18 protein-coding genes, 1 tRNA gene and 1 pseudogene are annotated in these 15245 nt (G+C 56.6%); 10 read left to right on the top strand and 10 right to left on the bottom strand.

Annotated elements, in window-relative coordinates:
* Nucleotides 1-127: 127 nt before the first annotated feature.
* Entirely contained in the window at nucleotides 128-367 is a 240-nt protein-coding gene (locus tag EK369_RS15715) for an Lrp/AsnC ligand binding domain-containing protein (protein ID WP_127115216.1), read from the bottom strand.
* A 131-nt stretch (nucleotides 368-498) separates the two neighbouring features.
* Between EK369_RS15715 and hisB the strand changes: the two genes are divergently transcribed.
* Nucleotides 499-1086 (top strand): imidazoleglycerol-phosphate dehydratase HisB, encoded by a 588-nt coding sequence (hisB, locus tag EK369_RS15710; RefSeq protein WP_127115215.1) that lies wholly within the window; start codon nucleotides 499-501, stop codon nucleotides 1084-1086.
* A 5-nt stretch (nucleotides 1087-1091) separates the two neighbouring features.
* On the top strand, nucleotides 1092-1730 hold the full coding sequence (hisH, locus tag EK369_RS15705; RefSeq protein WP_127115214.1) for an imidazole glycerol phosphate synthase subunit HisH: 639 nt from the start codon (nucleotides 1092-1094) through the stop codon (nucleotides 1728-1730).
* A 73-nt stretch (nucleotides 1731-1803) separates the two neighbouring features.
* Here the strand turns inward: hisH and EK369_RS15700 are convergent, their stop codons facing one another.
* Complete coding sequence (locus tag EK369_RS15700; protein WP_127115213.1) at nucleotides 1804-2529, bottom strand: AraC family transcriptional regulator; 726 nt, start codon at nucleotides 2527-2529, stop codon at nucleotides 1804-1806.
* Between the two features lie 97 nt (nucleotides 2530-2626).
* On the opposite strand from EK369_RS15700, the gene EK369_RS15695 reads away from it, so the two are divergent.
* Together EK369_RS15695 and EK369_RS15690 are read left to right on the top strand one after the other, a co-directional pair.
* A complete protein-coding gene (locus tag EK369_RS15695) occupies nucleotides 2627-3163 on the top strand; it encodes a peroxiredoxin-like family protein (protein WP_127115212.1) in 537 nt (178 codons plus the stop codon).
* A gap of 106 nt (nucleotides 3164-3269) precedes the next feature.
* Nucleotides 3270-3518: a WGR domain-containing protein gene (locus tag EK369_RS15690; RefSeq protein WP_127115211.1), complete on the top strand. Its 249-nt coding sequence runs from the start codon at nucleotides 3270-3272 to the stop codon at nucleotides 3516-3518.
* Here the strand turns inward: EK369_RS15690 and EK369_RS15685 are convergent.
* Entirely contained in the window at nucleotides 3515-3904 is a 390-nt protein-coding gene (locus EK369_RS15685) for a DUF2147 domain-containing protein (RefSeq protein ID WP_127115210.1), read from the bottom strand. The genes EK369_RS15690 and EK369_RS15685 overlap by 4 nt on opposite strands.
* A gap of 135 nt (nucleotides 3905-4039) precedes the next feature.
* Here EK369_RS15685 and hisA point away from each other — a divergent pair, with 135 nt between their 5' ends.
* The 3 genes from hisA (at nucleotide 4040) to EK369_RS15670 (ending at nucleotide 5947) form a co-directional block, all read left to right on the top strand.
* Nucleotides 4040-4762, top strand: a complete 723-nt coding sequence (hisA, locus tag EK369_RS15680) for a 1-(5-phosphoribosyl)-5-[(5-phosphoribosylamino)methylideneamino]imidazole-4-carboxamide isomerase (RefSeq protein ID WP_127115209.1) — start codon at nucleotides 4040-4042, stop codon at nucleotides 4760-4762.
* A gap of 109 nt (nucleotides 4763-4871) precedes the next feature.
* Entirely contained in the window at nucleotides 4872-5633 is a 762-nt protein-coding gene (gene hisF, locus EK369_RS15675; RefSeq protein ID WP_127115208.1) for an imidazole glycerol phosphate synthase subunit HisF, read from the top strand.
* The gene (locus tag EK369_RS15670) at nucleotides 5630-5947 is read left to right on the top strand and encodes a phosphoribosyl-ATP diphosphatase (RefSeq protein WP_127115207.1); all 318 of its coding nucleotides are present in this window, start codon (nucleotides 5630-5632) and stop codon (nucleotides 5945-5947) included. Before hisF ends, EK369_RS15670 begins: the two co-directional genes overlap by 4 nt.
* Nucleotides 5948-6022: 75 nt before the next feature.
* Here EK369_RS15670 and EK369_RS15665 read toward each other — a convergent pair whose 3' ends face one another.
* The 3 genes from EK369_RS15665 to rlmB form a co-directional block, all read right to left on the bottom strand.
* A complete protein-coding gene (locus EK369_RS15665) occupies nucleotides 6023-6490 on the bottom strand; it encodes a CoA-binding protein (protein ID WP_127115206.1) in 468 nt (155 codons plus the stop codon).
* 206 nt (nucleotides 6491-6696) lie between these two features.
* Complete coding sequence (locus EK369_RS22710) at nucleotides 6697-6987, bottom strand: hypothetical protein (protein ID WP_127115205.1); 291 nt, start codon at nucleotides 6985-6987, stop codon at nucleotides 6697-6699.
* Between the two features lie 96 nt (nucleotides 6988-7083).
* Nucleotides 7084-7863, bottom strand: coding sequence for a 23S rRNA (guanosine(2251)-2'-O)-methyltransferase RlmB (gene rlmB / locus EK369_RS15655; RefSeq protein WP_127115204.1), 780 nt, complete (start codon nucleotides 7861-7863; stop codon nucleotides 7084-7086).
* A gap of 137 nt (nucleotides 7864-8000) precedes the next feature.
* On the opposite strand from rlmB, the gene EK369_RS21835 reads away from it, so the two are divergent.
* Nucleotides 8001-8084 (top strand) — tRNA-Tyr (locus EK369_RS21835).
* 173 nt (nucleotides 8085-8257) lie between these two features.
* On the opposite strand, the gene EK369_RS15650 is transcribed toward EK369_RS21835, so the two are convergent.
* From EK369_RS15650 to EK369_RS22375, 3 genes are read right to left on the bottom strand one after another with little or no spacing between them, the layout of a single operon-like run.
* Nucleotides 8258-9955 (bottom strand): recombinase family protein, encoded by a 1698-nt coding sequence (locus EK369_RS15650; RefSeq protein WP_127115203.1) that lies wholly within the window; start codon nucleotides 9953-9955, stop codon nucleotides 8258-8260.
* Nucleotides 9952-10404, bottom strand: coding sequence for a DUF2924 domain-containing protein (locus EK369_RS15645; RefSeq protein ID WP_127115202.1), 453 nt, complete (start codon nucleotides 10402-10404; stop codon nucleotides 9952-9954). Before EK369_RS15645 ends, EK369_RS15650 begins: the two co-directional genes overlap by 4 nt.
* Nucleotides 10401-10694 carry a DUF3489 domain-containing protein gene (locus tag EK369_RS22375; protein ID WP_127115201.1) on the bottom strand — a complete coding sequence of 98 codons (294 nt, stop codon included), beginning with the start codon at nucleotides 10692-10694 and terminating at the stop codon, nucleotides 10401-10403. The genes EK369_RS15645 and EK369_RS22375 overlap by 4 nt, the downstream gene beginning before the upstream one ends.
* Before the next feature lie 383 nt (nucleotides 10695-11077).
* Between EK369_RS22375 and EK369_RS15635 the strand changes: the two genes are divergently transcribed.
* Complete coding sequence (locus EK369_RS15635) at nucleotides 11078-12451, top strand: ISNCY family transposase (protein WP_127115200.1); 1374 nt, start codon at nucleotides 11078-11080, stop codon at nucleotides 12449-12451.
* A gap of 431 nt (nucleotides 12452-12882) precedes the next feature.
* Nucleotides 12883-13886 (top strand): annotated as a pseudogene (locus tag EK369_RS15630) (IS30 family transposase).
* 85 nt (nucleotides 13887-13971) lie between these two features.
* Here EK369_RS15630 and EK369_RS15625 read toward each other — a convergent pair.
* Entirely contained in the window at nucleotides 13972-15243 is a 1272-nt protein-coding gene (locus EK369_RS15625) for an aminotransferase class V-fold PLP-dependent enzyme (protein WP_235871445.1), read from the bottom strand.
* Between the last annotated feature and the right edge of the window lie 2 nt (nucleotides 15244-15245).

Here is a 15245-nt window from a genome sequence, read left to right as displayed (position 1 = left end):
TGTTTTCGGAAACAGAAACGATACTATTGCGACCAATAGCGACCTTTTAGCGCTAACAAATGTCAGATTCGCGCCAAAACACAGGCGAAAACCGGAATATGTGGTGCTTTTTTAGGCGTTTACGGCCTTAGAAGGCCTTGAAGGTCAACGTGGTCAAGGATCGCTCGATTCCGTCGATCCCCAAGAGATTCTCGTTGATGTATTTACCGACATCGGCATCGCCGGGGATGTAGAGTTTCATCAGCAAGTCGTAGTCACCACTGGTCGAAAACAATTCCGAGTGGATTTCCTTGAGCGCAATCTCTTCGGCCACGCGGTAGGTGGTGCCGGGACGGCAACGGATCTGGATGAATACACAGGTGGTCATGTCGGGCCTCATGGATGTTTGTGCTTAAGCTGACACAATTGGCGCACCTTCCACAATCCCGAAACGTGCGTCTTGGCCTTGGGCGCGCCCACCCCTATAAGACCAGCGAACCGCAGACAAAGGACAGTTCCATGCGCAGCGCAAGCGTCGCCCGCACCACCGCGGAAACCGAAATCACTGTCGAGATCACCCTCGACGGCAGTGGCATTTATGACAACCAGACCGGTGTCGGTTTTTTCGATCACATGCTGGACCAGCTGTCGCGCCATTCGCTGATCGATATGACGGTACGCGCCAAGGGCGATTATCATATCGACGACCACCACACGGTCGAAGACGTGGGCATCGCTCTGGGCCAGGCGCTGACGCAGGCGCTTGGCGACAAGAAGGGCATTCGCCGCTACGCCGCCTGCCACCTGCCGATGGATGATGCGCAGGTGCGTGCCGCCCTGGACCTGTCCGCACGTCCCTACCTGATCTGGAACGTCGAAATGCCAACGGACAAGATCGGCACATTTGACACCGAGTTGGTGCGCGAGTTTTTTCAGGCGTTCAGCACCCACGGCGGCATCACGCTGCACGTGGACCAGATCCACGGATTCAACAGCCACCACATTGCCGAAGCCACGTTCAAAGCGGTGGCGCGCGCCCTGCGCGAGGCAGTTGAAACCGATCCCCGCAAGGCGGATGCGATTCCTTCGACCAAAGGGGCGTTGTAAAAGACATGCTGACGGCCATCATTGACTACGAGAGCGGCAACCTGCACTCGGCCGAAAAAGCATTCCAGCGTATGGCGCGCGAGGTGGACGGCGGCGAGGTTGTGGTGACCTCGGACGCTGATGTTGTGGCCCGCGCGGATCGGTTGGTCCTGCCGGGTGACGGTGCCTTTCCGGCATGTGCCGCCGAATTGCGCGGTCACAAGGGCATCTATGATGCCATGGTTGAGGCGGTCGAAACAAACGGCCGTCCATTTCTGGGCATCTGTGTCGGCATGCAACTGATGGCAACGACAGGCCATGAGTACGAAGAAACCGCTGGCCTTGGCTGGGTTGCGGGTGATGTGGAGCGGATCACACCCGAGGACAAAGCGCTGAAGGTGCCGCACATGGGCTGGAACGACCTGATCGTGGAGCGCGCCCACCCGGTTCTGGAGGGAGTCGCGACGGGCGATCACACCTATTTCGTGCACTCCTATCAGTTCCATGTCCAAAACCCCGAGGACCGGATTGCCCATGTAAACTATGGTGGCGATGTCACCGCAATCATCGGGCGCGACACCATGTTGGGCATGCAATTCCACCCGGAGAAAAGCCAGCATGTGGGGCTGCGCATGATCGGCAACTTTTTACGCTGGTCCCCCTAGCGATTTGGGGGGCCCTGCCCCTCTTGCGCCCAAGGGCGCAATTCACCCCGGGATATTTCTGGCCAAAAGAAGATCAGGCGGTTCGCAAAGCTGTGGGGGCTTGCCCATAGGCACGTCGGAAGGCGCGGGTGAAGCTTTCGGCGGAGCCATAGCCATAGCGGCGCGCCACGGCATCCACCCGATCACCGCGTGCCACATCCTGACGGGCCAGGATCAGGCGCCAGCGGCGCAGATAGCCCATGGGAGTCTCTCCGACGGTTTGCGTGAACAGCTCGCTGAAGCGGGACAGCGACAGGCCTGCGATCGCCGCCAGGTCGGCATTGCTCCAGGCTTTGTCCGGGTGGTCGTGGATCGACACGATGGCGCGGCTGAGACGCGGGTCAGCCATTCCGGCCAACAGCCCGACTTTGGTTGTGCCACGCTCGATCTGGAGGCGCAAAAGCCGCACGATCAGCGCCTCTCCCAGCCGGTTCACCACAGATTGCGCCCCACACCGGCGCCCTTCGACCTCTTGCTGCATCAAAAGGACCAGCGACAGGGTGTCGGCGTGATCCGTGAGGGTCATCTCGACAACATCGGGCAGGGCCGCCATCAAGGGGTTCGTCTGACCGCTCCAGGCTACGCGCGCTGCAAAGAGGACCTCGTCGGCCCGGGTTGTGTCGCAGGCGCCATGTGTCTGAAACACCACTTTTTCGGGCGCGCCATCGGGGCCTGCCAGCGCGATCAGATTGGCCTGAGGCAGGGCGGCCGCCTGAACCGTGAGATGAAAGCGTTCGACGAGGGTGGTCAGGCGGTCCATGGGCAATATCGGTGTTTGAGTATGGTTTTTCAGATTTATCAAACCTAAACATCTGACATTCTGGATCTGAAAGCAAGACATCAAAAGGACACCCCCTATGCTGATTCCCCGCCAGAAGACCCCGAACCTGACGCTGCCGACCTTGGACGGCAGCCGCTTTGATCTGTCCGCGGAAACATCCGAGCGTGGCACAGTGATCTGTTTCTATCGTGGCTTGCACTGCCCGATCTGTGCCAACTATCTGAAAGAGCTGGAAAAGCGCGTGGCTGATTTTGCCGAACGCGGCGTCACCTGTATTGCCGTGAGCTCGGACGGTCAGGACCGCACACAGGCCATGGCTGATAAGATCGAGGCCAAGGCGCTGCGGTTTGGCTATGATTTGCCTTTGGATGTGGCAAAGGAATGGGGTCTCTACATCTCGACCTCGCGCGGCAAAACCTCGATCGGGATCGAAGAACCAGCACTGTTTTCCGAGCCCGGCCTGTTCATGGTAACCCCCGAACAGACCCTCTATTACGGGTCAGTCCAAACCATGCCGTTTGTGCGCCCGCATTTCTCGGAACTGGTTGGCGCGTTGGATTTCGCCATTGCCAATAACTACCCCGCCCGCGGTGAATACACAGGCGCCGTCTGAGCGGCGTTGTTGCCACGACACAGCGACGAAACCCTCGTTCGCATCCGCTGGACGGCGGGTGCGGGCTTGTGCATATCTGACGCTCTGAAGAAAAACAGGGGCGCTCGTGCATATCCGTCTGGAAAAGTTCAACCACGTCAAACGCGAAAAGCGTTATCACGTGCTGCGCGTCAGCCAGACGCTGTTTGGTGACTGGTGCCTCGAGCGTGAATGGGGCCGCATGGACGAAGCGCCGCAAAAAGAGCGCACCTATCTTGCGGCGCTGACCGAAGCCCAGAACGAAGTCGAGCGCCTGAAGGCGCTCGATCTCAAAAAGGGATATGCGGTGATCCCGGTGCAGATGGGTCTGCTCTAGTTGACGCGGCTCCACTTGCCGCCATCGCGGCAGATGCCCAGAACGCAGCCCTTTACGCCCAGCGAATTGCCCTTGAGCACCATCTTTGATTTGTATGTCTTGTCGCGGTCCGGCGACCAGACTTTGCCGCCGCCATAGTTGCCTCCACCCTCGTTCTCCATGTCCCAGATGATCTTTTTGCCATTGTTCGGCGACTCCAGCGGTTTTCCATCGGGGCCAAAAGACTTGACCAGCGTTCCGCAGATCTTGGCGCCACAGGCGGTAACATTGATATGACCGAAGTTGCCATTGTCATCCGGTGTGGTTTTCCAGGTCCCGTGAACCGGATCCGCCAAGGCCATCGTGCCCAATACAGCGAAACCCGCTGCCAAAATCATCTTTTTCATGGTCATCCTCCCAATCTGTTGACCCAAGTGTGGGCCAGCCCCCGATTCCGATCAACCTTGACTTGAGGTCACATTGCATTTCGGGCGAACCCATGCCAAACCGCGCGCGAAAACCAGCTTATCAGGGTGCCTGACATGATCCTCTATCCCGCCATCGACCTCAAAGACGGAAACGCCGTGCGCCTGGTGCATGGCGATATGGACAAGGAAACCGTGTTCAACGAAAACCCTGCCGCACAGGCGCTGGAGTTCGTCAACGCGGGATGTGAATGGCTACATCTGGTCGACCTCAATGGTGCCTTTGCCGGAGAGCCGGTGAATGCCGCGCCGGTCGAAGAAATCCTCAAGCAGACAAAGGTACCCGCGCAGTTGGGCGGTGGCATCCGCGACATGGCCACCATCGCGCGCTGGATCGACAAGGGGCTGGCCCGTGTGATCCTTGGCACCGTGGCCGTGGAAAATCCTGATCTTGTGCGTGAAGCGGCCCGCGAATTCCCTGATAAGGTCGCCGTGGGCATCGACGCCCGCAATGGCAGGGTCGCGACGAAAGGCTGGGCCGAAGAAACCAACGTCATGGTCACCGACCTCGCCAAGTCCTTTGAGGACGCAGGCGTGGCCGCGATCATCTACACCGACATCAACCGTGACGGCGCCATGCAGGGACCGAACGTCGAGGCCACGGCCGCTCTCGCCAACGCCGTGTCGATTCCGGTGATTGCCAGCGGAGGCGTGTCCTCGCTGGAGGACCTGCGCAACCTCAAGAGCTGCGGAGCCCCGCTGAACGGCGCCATCTCGGGCCGCGCACTCTATGACGGCGCGATTGACCTGAAAGAAGCCCTCGATCTCATGAAGGTCTGATCTTCATCTTGCCAAAAATACTCTGGGGTGAATTGGAACCAGACTTGTTCTGGGGCCAAGAGGGGCAAAGCCCCTTCCCCCCTGCCTCAAAAAGGCTCATAAAACGCTCATGCTGAAAACCCGTCTCATCCCCTGTCTCGATGTTGCCGATGGCCGTGTGGTCAAGGGCGTTAACTTTGTTGGTCTGCGCGACGCAGGCGATCCCGTGGAAGCAGCACGTGCCTATGATGCCGCCGGAGCGGATGAGATTTGCTTCCTCGACATCCACGCCACCCATGACAATCGCGGCGTGATGATCGACATGGTGCAGCGCTGCGCAGAGCAGTGTTTTGTGCCGCTGACCGTTGGCGGCGGGGTGCGCACGGTGCAGGATGTGCGCCGACTGTTGCTCGCTGGCGCCGACAAGGTGTCGTTCAACTCTGCCGCTGTTGCCAACCCGGACGTCGTGGCCGAGGCAGCGGCGCAGTTTGGCAGCCAGTGCATTGTCGTTGCTATCGATGCAAAAACCGTGTCCCCCGGCAAATGGGAAATCTTCACCCACGGCGGCCGCAAGGCCACCGGTATCGACGCCGTGGAATTTGCCAAACTGGTGGTCGAGAAAGGCGCCGGAGAAATCCTGCTGACCTCGATGGACCGTGACGGCACCAAGGCTGGCTTTAACCTGCCCCTGACCAAAGCCATTTCAGACGCCGTGAATGTGCCCGTGATCGCCTCGGGGGGCGTCGGCACGCTGGATCACCTCGTCGATGGTGTGACCAAAGGCGGCGCCAGCGCGGTGCTGGCAGCGTCGATCTTCCACTTTGGTGAATACACCATTCAGGAAGCCAAACAGCACATGGTCGATGCTGGCATTCCGATGAGGCTGCAATGAACACGCTGAACGATCTGGCCGCAACAATTGCCGAACGCGCCAAGGCAGACCCCGAGTCGAGCTGGACGGCCAAACTCCTGGCCAAGGGTCCCGAGAAATGCGCCGAAAAGTTCGGCGAAGAAGCTATCGAGGCCATCATCGAGGCGGTGAAAGACAATCGCGAGGGGTTGATCTCGGAAAGCGCCGACGTCCTGTTTCACCTGTTGGTGATGTTGCAATCGCGCGGTGTGACACTGGACGACGTACTGGCCGAGCTGGACCGCCGTCAGGGCACCAGTGGCATTGCCGAAAAAGCCGCCCGCACAGCCCCCTGATCCGGCTTCTTTTGGCCAAAAATATCCCGGGGTGAATTGGCCGTTTACGGCCAAGAGGGGCAGCGCCCCTGCCCTTCAGAGTTTCGACGAAATGACCCCGGTGGCAAATCCACCCATGCGCAGCTCTCCAAACAAGCGCTGGTATTCAATCTTGGGACACCGGTCCATGATGACGTCCACACCACGCGCCTCGGCCTTGGCAGCGGCCCCGGGGTGTTCGACGCCGATCTGCATCCATATGGTTTTGAGATCGGGAAAGGCCTCCAGCGCCTCGTCAACGATTGGCGGCACCGCCTCGGAGCGGCGAAAGATATCCACCATATCAACCGGAGCTTCGATCTCGGAGAGGCTGGCGCGCACGGTTTCACCAAACAGCATTTTACCCGCATGGCCCGGATTGACCGGAATCACACGATACCCTTTTAGGCCCAGATACCGCGCCACATAATAACTGGGGCGCACCGGGTTCATCGATACACCCACCACTGCCACGCATTTTGTGCGCCGCAACACTGTTTCTAAGAAGTCATCCGAATAATCCATGCCGCAAGCTAACCTGCCATTGCGCAAGAAAAAAGCGCCCAAGTGACCTTGGGCGCTATAGTTTCGGAACGAGGGACAGTGAAGAGAGAGACAAAAGTTCCGTTTCTGCCTCTTCTGATAATCAAGATAGGGTCTCATCCGCGTTAAAAAAGAGGGTCTCAAGAACCTGTGAACATCACGTTAAACGCCGGCGGAAATTTGCCCATCTAGTCGAAAATATCTTCGATCACGTCAAACAGCTCGTCCTTGAACTTCCTGGACCAGCTCTTGCGCTTCTTTTGTTTGCGCTTTTTGGGCTTACGGTCCCGGTAAACCGTCTTTTCAACGACCCGCACGGTTTCGCGTACCGCGGCCTTTGCGGTCGGCATTTGCTTCAGCTCATGCAAGGGCGCTCCGCATGAGGAACAGGCCAGCTCGTGGCGATCCTGCCCTTTCAGAACCAGGGCAGCGCGGGTTCCGCAGTAACAACAAGTGGCTATTTTGGTCGCGTGAGGAATGGGTCTGCTCCGGTCGGATTGCGCGTTCTGATGTATGTAGGCGCGCGCGTCGGGTTTTGGAGCCTCAGTCGAGAGTATTTCTGAAAAGATTGAGCCCTAGCGCGGCAATGAGGCGTAAAGCGCAACCGCGGCGGCATTGGACACATTGAGTGAGCCAAAATCGCTGGCAAAGTCGATTCTGACCAGCGCGTCGCAGGTATCCTTGGTCTTTTGGCGCAAACCCGGCCCCTCTGCCCCCAGTACCAACGCGACGGGCAGGTCGCGTTTGCCCTCAAGCGCCTGATCGATGCTTTGATCCGCTTCACCGTCCATGCCGAGAACAAGGTATCCCATGGCCTGAAGTTCCGTGATGGCATCGGCAAGGTTGCGCAAACGCAGGTAGGGCTGGCGCTCAAGCGCGCCGCTCGCGGTTTTGGCAAGCGCGCCGGTTTCAGGCGCCGAGTGGTGACGGGTGCCAATCACGGCCAGAGCACCGAATACTTCGGCCGAGCGCAGGATTGCGCCGACGTTGTGGGGGTCGGTCACGCGGTCCAGCAGAACCAGACGTTGTGGGCGGTCATCATCGGCAATCGCGCGCTGCGAGAGGTCGCCCCAGTGCAGGGGTTTCACTTCCAGCGCCGCGCCCTGATGCACCGATTGTGGATCAATTGGCACGCTGAATTTGCGCGGGTCGGTCATTTCCGGCGCAATTCCCGAAGCCTCAATCGCCTCGGCCAGTTTGTCGGCAGCGTTCTTGGTCACCACCAACCGCAGCTTTTCGCGCGCCGGGTTCATCAACGCATCCCGCACCGCATGCAGGCCAAACAGCCAGACGGTTTCAGCCCCGGCCTTGCGCTTGGCCTGTTCTTTTTCGACAACCCATTTAGGCTTTTTCATCGCTCTGATTTCCGCATTTTCTCAGGGAACCACCAATGCGCTGCTTCGCGGTTCCCTGCAAGAGATTTTCTTGTTGACGCCCCCGATCAGGCGCAGTAATCAGCGCCTCACACCGAGGCCGCAAGGCCATGGAAAGTGGGCGACAGGCCGCAAGGTGTGGCAGGGGACTGTAACTCCCTCGCGGAGACGCACGCCTGGTTCGATTCCAGGGTCGCCCACCACTTTCTCTCTCTCGAACCTGAGCTTTTGAAGGCGTAACCAGTAGCGCTTTAATTTCAATGAGTTACAAGCACTCGAGGCACCAGAGACCTCAAGATTGAGCTCTGATCAGAGCATTTTGCGGGTGTTTTCGGAGAAAGTCTCAGCGGGCCAGGTTAGCGTGAGGTCTTGAAACCTATCGGTGGTTTCGGATCTGTTGAAACCCGAGAACCTCACGCTGTTTTTCCCAGTCCAGTGGCAACTCAGTAAGGTCACGAAGCGCCTTTGCCGTAAGATGCGCTGGTTGGCGCCCTGCAAGAATGGCCGTCGAAATATCCGGTGCAAGCCAGGCGAGCGGCAAGATGCGACTGACCACACCATTTCGTAGACCTTCCCGATCGGTGATTTGCTTGATGGAAGAAACCGTTCCATCCATGAGTTCTTGTGCCCATCGACGTGCGTCAGCCACCAGGGAAATGAGTTCCGGGTCCGGGTTCGCTGTATTGTGCGGAGCGATCACGATCGGCTTTGCGCGACCATTCTGTCGCCGCTCGAACGGAATTTCGAAGCTGGCGGGGACGGGTTCACGGGTGTTTTCGTTCCCCAGCATCGATGCCAGGTTCATCGAAACCTGCAGCCTATCCTGGAGCACCGTTACACGGGCGATCAGCGATAGCAGGTCTTGATTAGCATTGGCTTCGCCGTGTCCGTGATCAGATTGGTTCAAAGTATTGGCGGCTCGAAGAACGTCGGCCACAAGTACAGCATCCGCACCCTGCGCTCTAACGTGATCAGCAATCCAAACGTGGTCAGAGAGCTTGTCGGAAAGAGCCGAAAGAACAACGCGCTCGATCTCTGTCGCAGGCAGACGCTCAACTGAAATGTCATCATCTGGCTGTGACTTGGTTGAAGCGTAGTACCAGTAGCGTTTTGTCTGCTGAACACCATCCCGGGTGACGGATTTGCTGGCATAGGTGGAACCCATTTTCCGATCCGCAGAATCAAACAAAAGGTCATTCAAAACCCGATCGGAGCGGCGGCGTTTGGCTCTGGTTTCCCGACCACCCTGTTTTGTCAGTTGCACCTGCACAGATTGCCATATCGCGTCATCGATGATTGCCGCGTGAAGCCCTTCATGAACCTCGTTCTTGTGCCGTGTCTTTCCAATGTAGATCGGGTTGCGAAGCATGTAGTAGAGGGCGCCTTGCGAGAAAATCTTACCGCCTTTGTTGCGTCCATGGCGATCAACCCATCGTCTGCTACGGATGTTCAACTCTCTTAACCGGACCGACAGTTTGCAAACGCAGCCAGCGGCCAGGTATTCGGCGTATATGGTTCGCACCAGGGTCGCTTCGGCCTCATTGACCGCCAAGGCTTTGTCAACGGCTTCATATCCAAATGGTACAGATCCCCCCATCCACATGCCCTTTTGTTTCGATGCGGCAATTTTGTCCCTGATGCGTTCCGCCGTCACTTCCCGTTCGAACTGTGCGAATGACAACAACACGTTCAAAGTCAGTCGCCCCATGGAAGACGTGGTGTTAAAGGCCTGCGTGACCGAAACGAAAGACACCCCTGCCCTATCGAAGGTGTCCACCATCCTGGCAAAGTCACTCAGGGATCGTGTCAGCCGATCCACTTTGTAAACAACGATGATGTCGATGCGGCCGTTGCGGACGTGGTTCAGAAGTTGCTGCAGACCGGGGCGCTCCATCGATCCCCCAGAATACCCTCCATCGTCATAACAATCTGAAAGTTCCGCCCAGCCTTCGTGCTTCTGACTAAGAATGTACGCCGCGCAAGCCTCGCGTTGCGCATCCAGTGAGTTGAAGTCCTGATCAAGCCCCTCCTCTGTCGACTTGCGGGTATATATGGCGCAGCGCTGGCGGATCATGACTTAGTGCCGCCCCGAAGACCGAAGAACTTTGGACCGTTCCGGTTGGTGCCTGTCATCGCGCGCGCTACGGCGGACAAGGACGAATAGCTGTCTCCCTTCCACATCACGCCCTTCTCGGCGACAAAAACCTCGTGCGTGGTTCCGCCCCATTTCTTCAGGATGCGCGTGCCCTCAGTCGGGTCGGAAACAGCCGTAATGCCTAACGGGATTTCGCCACTGCGCTTACTCCGGTCTCTGGTGGCCTTTCGCCACCCACGTCGCACCTTGGTTGATTCTCCCCCAGACTGCCTGACCTGCACCTCCCAGGCCAGCGCCACCCGCATCAGGCGCGCTGTGAATGTCTTCGGGGGATGAACGCCTTTGAGCTGTTTCCAAAGGCTGCGAAGCTCCGCGGCCTCCAATTGTTCAATTTGTGAGACGTCCAATTGATCTCCCGCTGCGCTCATTGGTGTGACCCATGTGAGATGATGCGGTAGCGTGGGGACTTTCCGGAGCGGTCAAGATCAATGGTCACGCCCGCCTTCCTCAGCCGTGATATCGCTGCCCGTATCGTATGCGGCTGCCAATCCAACTTGTTCTGAAGCTGCGATATGGTTGCACCATTTCTACGCGACATCAGCGCTTTCAAAGTGCAGCTTTTGCTCCCGGCAACTGATCGGGATTGCCCGACCCGTCCTTTGGTGTTTGGGATGGAGGCCTTTTTGCCCCCAGCGGCCGTTGTTGTTGGATTGCTCATCTATGTCTCCATCAGGTCTGCGGAGCGTCCTCGCTCCGTACTGACCCAAGCCCGGAATGCCGGGCGGGTGACTAAGCTTCTAAGCAAAAGCAGTGACGCTTGCGTGGGGAACAAAGTCCAGCAAAAACTGGCCCAAATTCGAAACACGATGAAAGCTGCCCCCGGAAACTCAAGAACGAAGTGGCAAATGAAATTTTAGCGACACAATCAACGCTAAAGGCGGCTAGATATGAAGCAAGTTTGGAAAACAGCCGCTTCGCTCACACGGCAAACATAAGATAGATTAACAGAACCATATGTGTGTAGCAGCAAAGCTAAAATGTCACCCATCTGCAATTCAGGAATGTCACTCTGCCCTCAAATACCATTGAGGGTGAGCAGGCATGGGATGGGTGATTATGAGCGAGCGCGAGTTGAACCGCGTGGAGGTTCTGGCGCAGGTCGATGACGGACGGCTGAGTGTCGACACTGCAGCGAACATGTTGGACTTAACACGGCGGCAGATTTTCCGGTTGTTGAAGCGGTATCGTCAGGATGGAGCATCGGCGATCCGGCACAAGGCGCGTGGCAAGCCCCCGAACAACCGCATTCTTCACGCCAAGCGCGACTATGCGCTGAGCTTGATCAAAGAGAGCTATGCCGACTTTGGCCCGACCTTGGCAGCTGAGATGCTGGCCGAACATCACGGCTTCAAAGTCTCCCGCGAGACCGTTCGCAAATGGATGCAGGAAGATGGCATCTGGTTGTCACGCAAACAGCGCAGGACATTCCACCAGCCGCGTCTGCGCCGGGAATGCTTTGGCGAGTTGATCCAGATCGACGGCTCCGATCATCGCTGGTTTGAGGATCGTGGCGATTCTTGCACCCTGCTCGTCTTCATCGACGACGCCACGAGTACGTTGATGGAATTACGCTTCGTAAAATCCGAGAGCACCTTCAGTTACTTTGAAGCTCTGGAAAGCTATCTGCTGAAGCATGGCCGCCCCGTCGCGTTTTACAGCGACAAGCACACCGTGTTCAGGGTTCCAAAACCCAATGAACACATGACCGGCATGACCCAGTTTGGGCGCGCCTTAGCAGAGCTGAACATCGAGATCATCTGCGCCAGTTCCTCCCAAGCCAAAGGCCGCGTCGAGCGGGCAAACCGCACGCTACAAGACCGACTGGTCAAAGAGCTACGGATCGCCAACATCTCTAATATGGAAGATGGCAACGCGTTCCTTGCAAGCTTCGTCGAACGCTACAACGCCAAGTTTGCAAAGGCTCCGGCCAAGCCAGACAACCTGCATCGCACCCTTAACATCGAACCAAATCGCCTCGCCGAGGTCTTCTGCCTGCGTGACAAGCGCTATGTCACCAAGGATTTGACGCTGAAGTACGACCGCAAGCGCATCCGGCTGGAGGTCAATGATCTAACGCGCGGTCTCGTCGGCAAATATGTGGATGTCTACGAGATGCCAGACGGGCGCATTCAGGTGCGTGCCAAAGGCGTGGCCCTGCCCCACAGCGTCTTCGATCCACACCAGCAGCGCGTGGCCCACGCGGCGATCACCGATAACAAGCATCTCAGCGCCGTTCTCGCCCACATCAAGGCAGAGCAGGAAAAAGCCATGCCGCCGCCGAAGGTCAAACCCGAGAGCGCCAGGAATGGCTACAAGAAGACAGGCCGACGCTCACCCGGTCGGCCTTCGAAGATGGAAGCTTACTACGAGCGACGGCGCGCTGAACGAGCTGCTGAGGCAAAAGCTTCTAAGTGACAAACCGAATTTGTTTCCTGAAAGCGGCGGCGTAGAGGGTTTCGAACCCACCAAAGCTCCCGGTTGCCATTTGTCAGGGCAACATTCCGGACAATTACCACCATAGCGCTTACCCTGATCGCCATGCGCTACGCCGCCTGTCTTGGAAGGTAACTCAAACAAATGTGGGCTTCAAATCAGACGGCAGAATTCCAAAAGCAACGATAGGTGGTCACCGAGAAACGCTGTAACCGCAAAGCCAGCCAGGGCTGCGATATTTGAGGTCTCCGCCCTGTCAGGCTTTGCTCACGTCTCGCCCTGTGGTGACACTTCTGCTTTGCACACCGAGTGACATTTCTACTTGGTTGCAACATATGTGTAGGAGGGAGCGCGCTACCCTGAAGTGTGACTCCTATTAGAAAACAATGAGTTATCTAATAGGAGATCATGGCATGGGAGCCGTGTATTCGCAACTATCGTTGTCGGAACGTCGAAAAATCGAGAAATGGTGGCACGCAAAAGTGCCCGTCAGAGAGATGGCACGTGTCTTGAATCGCCACAAGTCGACGATCTTTCGAGAGATTAAGCGCAATTTCTGGGCCGATGATGCATTCCCGAAGAAATACGCTGGCCACTTCGGCCATGCTGCTCAATTGCAGACGGACAAACGCAGATCCGTGCAGCGAAAGCTGATCAGGCATCCCGACCTGCGTAAGACCGTGGTTGCGCAGATCAAGGAAGGTTGGACGCCCGAGCAGATCGGCAACCGAATGATCTTTGAAGGTGCGAAACTGCGCGTCTGTCAGGAAACCATCTATCGCTACATCTATTCCAAGGAGGCATGGCAAAGGAGCTCTGGTGGTATCTGCCAACCCATCGTGCAGCCCGTAGGCCAAGGCGAGCCCGCAAGCGTCAGAAGTCGAAATTCCATCGTGACGTCAGCATCCTGTTTCGACCTGATGATGTGGCACACCGGCGCCAGTTCGGCCATTGGGAGGCCGATTTGATGCTGTTCAAGCAAATGCTTGGGCAGTCAAATGTGACGTCATTAATTGAGCGGGTCAGCCGCTTCACCGTCATCCTGAAGAACCCGAACAAGCGAACAAAGCCGGTAATGGGAAAGATAATGGACGCTATCCGAGATCTCCCTTTAGCAGCTCGGAAATCGATTACCTTTGATCGCGGCACCGAGTTCGTTAGCTGGCCACATCTGCAGGCTGAAATCGGCACGCAAACCTGGTTTTGTGACCCATCTTCACCCTGGCAGAAAGGAGTTGTCGAGAACACAAATCGACGTCTTCGAAGATGGCTGCCCCGCACGCGTGACATTAGATCGATGAAAGATCACGACATGAAAAAGATTTGCGACCGTCTCAACAACACGCCCCGCAAGTGCCTGGGATGGAGGACGCCGGCAGAGGTGTTTCGCGAAAAGGTTATGGAGGAATTGCGGTGAGGCCCCTACCCTGAAGACAACAAGAGTCGCGGTTCAGATATCGCTCACAACGGATATTGTCTTAAAACCTGCCCACTTCGATCCACTATGCTTGTGAACAGCCGGCGTTTTCTTCATACCGCTGACCTTCAAAAACCTGTGTCAACGCGGCGATCAATGCCCGAACCTCTTCGATTGTATTGTAGTGGGCCAGCGAGATCCTGACGACACCGTTGTTTTCAGAGGCTTTTAGACTTTCGATCAACCTATTTGCGTGAAATTCACCAAATCGGATTGCGATTTTGTACTTGTCCATTGCCTGGCAAATTTCATCAGCATCCATTCCGCCGACTTTAAACGAAATGATTGGTAAACGCGACGAGTTGACATTAACTGCTGGGCCGACAATTGAGCAGTTATTGCGCGCTCCAAGAAAGCGCAAAACTTCGTTCACGAGGTAATCTTCTTGACGAGTAATTGCTTCGAACCCTGCGCAAAGTAGTTCTCGTGATGAACCCTGACCACCGCTCCGACGTCCCAATTCAATCAGATATTCCGGGATGCAGGGGATGGCAGAAGTCAGCTCATAGTTGGGGTCTCCGGGTTCGAGTTTTCCAGGCACGATCTCTTTCCCATAAAAATTGTGATAAATGGGATCCAACTCCAAAAGCAGCTCGTACTTACCGTACAAAACAGAGCAGTGAGGACCATAGAATTTGTAAAGGCTCATGACATAGAAATCGATATCCCAGTCTTGAACATCCACAGCGCGATGAGGCGCAAAGGCTACGCCATCGACACAAATCTTGGCACCGTACTTATGTACGACTTCGGCAATCTCCTTCACGGGATTAGCCACCCCAAGGATGTTGGAGACGTGATGCACGCAGACGAGCTTGACCTTGTCGGACAAGAGCGGCTCAAGGTCGTCCAGCTTGAGGGTCAGACTTACTGGATCAACCGGCCAGAACTTGACCGTTACACCAATTTTCTCGAACTGCTCCCAGGCTCCGATATTGGATTCGTGGTCTCCGGTGGAAAGAATAATCTCATCACCAGCCGCAAATTGGCTCTTCATGGCTCTTGCGAGATTGGCAATGGAAACCGTAGAAGATGATGCAAAGATGATTTCTTCTGCAAGCTCAGCGTTTACCAAAAGCTGCGCCGCGCATCGGGCCTCGTGGAGAGTGTTTTCGGCCTTTTGTGACAGTTCATAGCTTCCACCATGTTGCACAAACTCATTGGTCAAGAAGCCTGAGATCCGATCAATCCCACTTTGCAAGATCTGCGATCCGCCGGCGTTGTCCATCAAGATCCAGCCATTCGACAATCCAGGGAACTGGCCACGAACAAATTCCGTATCAATTTGGTCAGTCACGT

Origin of the sequence: Shimia sediminis, assembly GCF_003990645.1 — a bacterium.
Lineage (GTDB): Bacteria > Pseudomonadota > Alphaproteobacteria > Rhodobacterales > Rhodobacteraceae > Shimia > Shimia sediminis.
The sequence above is the reverse complement of the archived record's forward strand: the minus strand, read 5'-3'. Positions and strand labels throughout refer to the sequence as shown.